The sequence below is a fragment of the Streptomyces fuscigenes genome (assembly GCF_021556455.1).
Taxonomy (GTDB): Bacteria; Actinomycetota; Actinomycetes; order Streptomycetales; family Streptomycetaceae; genus Streptomyces; species Streptomyces fuscigenes.
Window position 1 is genome coordinate 1 of record NZ_JAKGCV010000559.1, and the last position, 3,107, is coordinate 3,107.

The following is a 3,107-nucleotide window of genomic DNA, read 5'->3' on the forward strand; positions in this document are numbered from 1 at the left end:
CGTCCGGCCCCGCCCGCCTCCGCGGCTCCCCGGACGCGACGCCCGCGGCCGTGCGCGACGCGGCTCGCGGACATGCGCGGGGATCGCAGCCGTGACCGAGGTCCGCGGCCGCACGTTCGGTGAGCGCGCCGGCGCGGAGCGCGACGCCGGTCCGCCTCCTCCGGGGCCCTGAAAAAGATTTCCCTTCGACAAGTATTGTCGGAGGGAATCGGGGCAGAAGCGGGTCTGCCCCACCTCGTCCGCGAAGGGAAACCGGTCATGTCCTCCATCACCATCAGCGCTGCGGAGCAGGCCACCGAGCTGCCCCGGATCGAGGACCCGGAGGCTGTCTCGCCCGTCGACGCGCGGGCCCTGTCGAAGCTGTTCTTCGACCGGCTCCAGAATCTCGAGGAGGGCACGCACGAATACGCGTACGCCCGCAACACGCTGATCGAGATGAACATGTCGCTGGTGCACTTCGCGGCCCGGCGCTTCGGCCGCCGCGACCAGGTCGAGGACATGATCCAGGTGGGCATGATCGGCCTGATCAAGGCGATCGACCGGTTCGACCTGAGCCGGGAGAACGAGTTCGCCACGTTCGCGGTGCCGTACATCGTGGGCGAGATCAAGCGGTTCTTCCGGGACAGCACCTGGGCCGTGCACGTGCCGCGCCGCCTGCAGGAGATGCGCGTCGAGCTGGCCAAGGCCCGGGACCTGCTCTCCGCGCGCCTCGACCGCGAGCCGACCGTCGCCGAGCTGGCCAAGCACCTCGACCGGGGCGAGGACGAGATCATCGACGGCCTGATCGCGGCCAACGGCTACAGCACGGACTCGCTGGACATGCCCTACGAGAGCGGCGAGGGCTCGGCCCGCAGGTCCGCGACGCTCGCCGACTCCATCGGGACCTGCGACCCGGGCATGGAGCTGGTGGAGGACCTGACGTCGCTGGCCCCGCTGCTCGCGCAGCTGGACGAGCGCGACCGGACGATCCTGGAGATGCGCTTCGGCCGGGAGTGGACGCAGTCGGAGATCGGTGAGGCGCTCGGCATCTCGCAGATGCACGTGTCCCGCCTGCTCAACCGCACGCTCAAGACGCTGCGTTCGGGCCTGCTCGACGAGCGCTGACGCTCCCCGCCCCGGCGCCGGACCCGCATCCGCCGCCGGGGCCCGAGGACTTCCGTGGGGGATCCGGTGACGGGTCCCCCACCGGCATGTGCGGGGCCGCCGAGCGGAGCCGTGAAGTCCCCGAGGGCTGCCCGGAACTGCCCGGAACGCGGAAAACGGGTGCCGGCCTCTGCCGGCACCCGTGTGCACGCGGTGTGTGTCCGAGGGGGGACTTGAACCCCCACGCCCGATAAAGGGCACTAGCACCTCAAGCTAGCGCGTCTGCCATTCCGCCACCCGGACGAGTGGTCCTCCGCGGCGTTGCCGTCGCGGTGACGTGGTCAACAATACCAGGGGTTCGGGACCGCATTCACCCCCATAAGCAGTGGTCAGGGGTGGGCCTGCCGAGCGGGCCGGGGCCGCCGGGCCCGCTCGGCAGGGATCGGGGAGCCCCGGGTCAGGGCATCAGGTGGTAGTCGGGGAAGTTGCCCGGTGGGCGCTCGTGGTCGGGGCCGGTCGTGACGGCCCGGACGAGCAGTTCGCCGCCGACGAAGGCGCCGCGCCAGGCGTGGCCGAAGCCGCCGAACAGCTCGTCGCGGTCGCCCCGTGACCGCGGCCTGCCGTGGCCGACCTTGAAGGCCCGCACCTGCGGCGCGAGCCGGGCGTAGGTGGCGGGGTCGTCGGTGGAGAGGGTCGCGACGAGGGCGCCGTTCGAGGCGTTCATGGCGGCGAGCAGTTCGGCCTCCGTGTCCACGAGGACGATCGTGTCGACCGGGCCGAACGGCTCCGCGTGGTGCAGCGGCGAGGAGGCCGGCGGGCCGAGCAGGGCCACGGGCGCGAGGTAGGCGTCCCGGGGCGCCCCGGGCGGGAACGCGTCGTCCGGCAGGACGCCCTCGTGCAGCGGCACGGCGCCGCGGTCCACGGCCTCGGCGACCTGGCGGCGCAGTTCGTCCGCCTTGGCGGCGTTGATCAGCGGGCCGAAGTCAAGGTCGGGCAGCGGGTCGTCCGGGTGCGCGACGGCCAGCGGGTGCCCGACGCGCACCGACCGGACGGCCGGCAGGTAGGCGTCGAGGAAGTCCGCGAACAGCGACCGCTGGACCACGAAGCGCGGGTAGGCCGTGCAGCGCTGCTTGCCGTAGTCGAACAGCTTCGGGACGGCGGCGGCGAGGGCGGGCCAGTCGCTGAAGTTCCACACGCCCCAGGTGTTGAGGCCCTCCTGTTCGAGGATGTGGCGCTTGCCGAGGCCGGTGACGGCCGCCGCGATGCCGGAGCCCGTGTCGCGGCCCCCGACGAAGGAGACGCAGCCGATCTCCGGCGAGCCGACGAGGGCGGCCGACAGTTCCCGGCCGCTGCCGCTGACCAGCGAGAGCGGTACCCCCTCGCGGGCGGCGAGCGCGCAGGCGAGCGTCAGGCAGGCCACTCCCCCGTCGGTGGGCGTCTTGGCGATCACCGCGTTGCCCGCGAGGGCCTGGACGAGCATCGCGTGCACGAGGACCGACATCGGGTAGTTCCAGCTGGCGATGTTCGAGACGGGGCCCGCGAGGGGGGCCCGGCCGTCGAGCATCCCCTCGATCCCGTCGGCGTACCAGCGCACGCCGTCGATCGCACGGTCGACGTCGGCGCGGGCGAGCCGCCAGGGCTTGCCGATCTCGTGGACGAGCAGCAGGGCGAGCACGTCGCGGTGCTCGGCGAGGGCGTCCAGTGCGGCCGTGACGCGGGCCCTGCGCTCGGCGAGCGGGACCCGGCGCCAGGTCCGGTGCTGGTCCAGGCAGGCCCGCACGGCCTGCGTCGCGATGTCCGGGGTGAGCATCGCGGGACCCGCGATCGGGGTGCCGTCGAGGGGGCCCGTCGCCGGCAGGCAGCGGCCGTCGGCGTGCCAGGTGCCGGCCCACAGGTTGCGGACGCGGAGTCGGCGTCCGTGTCGTCGCCGGCGACGGGTGCCTGGTCGGCTCCCGGGGTCGGTGGGGGCGTGTTCTGGGTGTCGTGGGCGGATTTGTGTGCGGGGGCGGAGTCTGCTCCGGATC

Annotated in this window: 1 protein-coding gene, 1 tRNA gene and 1 pseudogene; 1 reads left to right on the forward strand and 2 read right to left on the reverse strand. The window is 73.2% G+C overall.

Annotated features, from left to right (window positions below):
- Positions 1–258 precede the first annotated feature (258 nt).
- A complete protein-coding gene (locus L1885_RS26240) occupies positions 259–1,104 on the forward strand; it encodes a SigB/SigF/SigG family RNA polymerase sigma factor (protein WP_235799651.1) in 846 nt (281 codons plus the stop codon).
- 197 nt (positions 1,105–1,301) lie between these two features.
- Here the strand turns inward: L1885_RS26240 and L1885_RS26245 are convergent.
- Positions 1,302–1,386 (reverse strand) — tRNA-Leu (locus tag L1885_RS26245).
- Positions 1,387–1,540: 154 nt separating this feature from the next.
- Positions 1,541–2,989: pseudogene (locus L1885_RS26250) on the reverse strand (aldehyde dehydrogenase family protein); the annotation flags it as partial.
- Between the last annotated feature and the right edge of the window lie 118 nt (positions 2,990–3,107).

Coding starts and splice junctions, on each gene's coding strand:
- L1885_RS26240 (WP_235799651.1), top strand. CDS start 259: ATGTCCTCCATCACCATCAGCGCTGCGGAGCAGGCCACCGAGCTGCCC.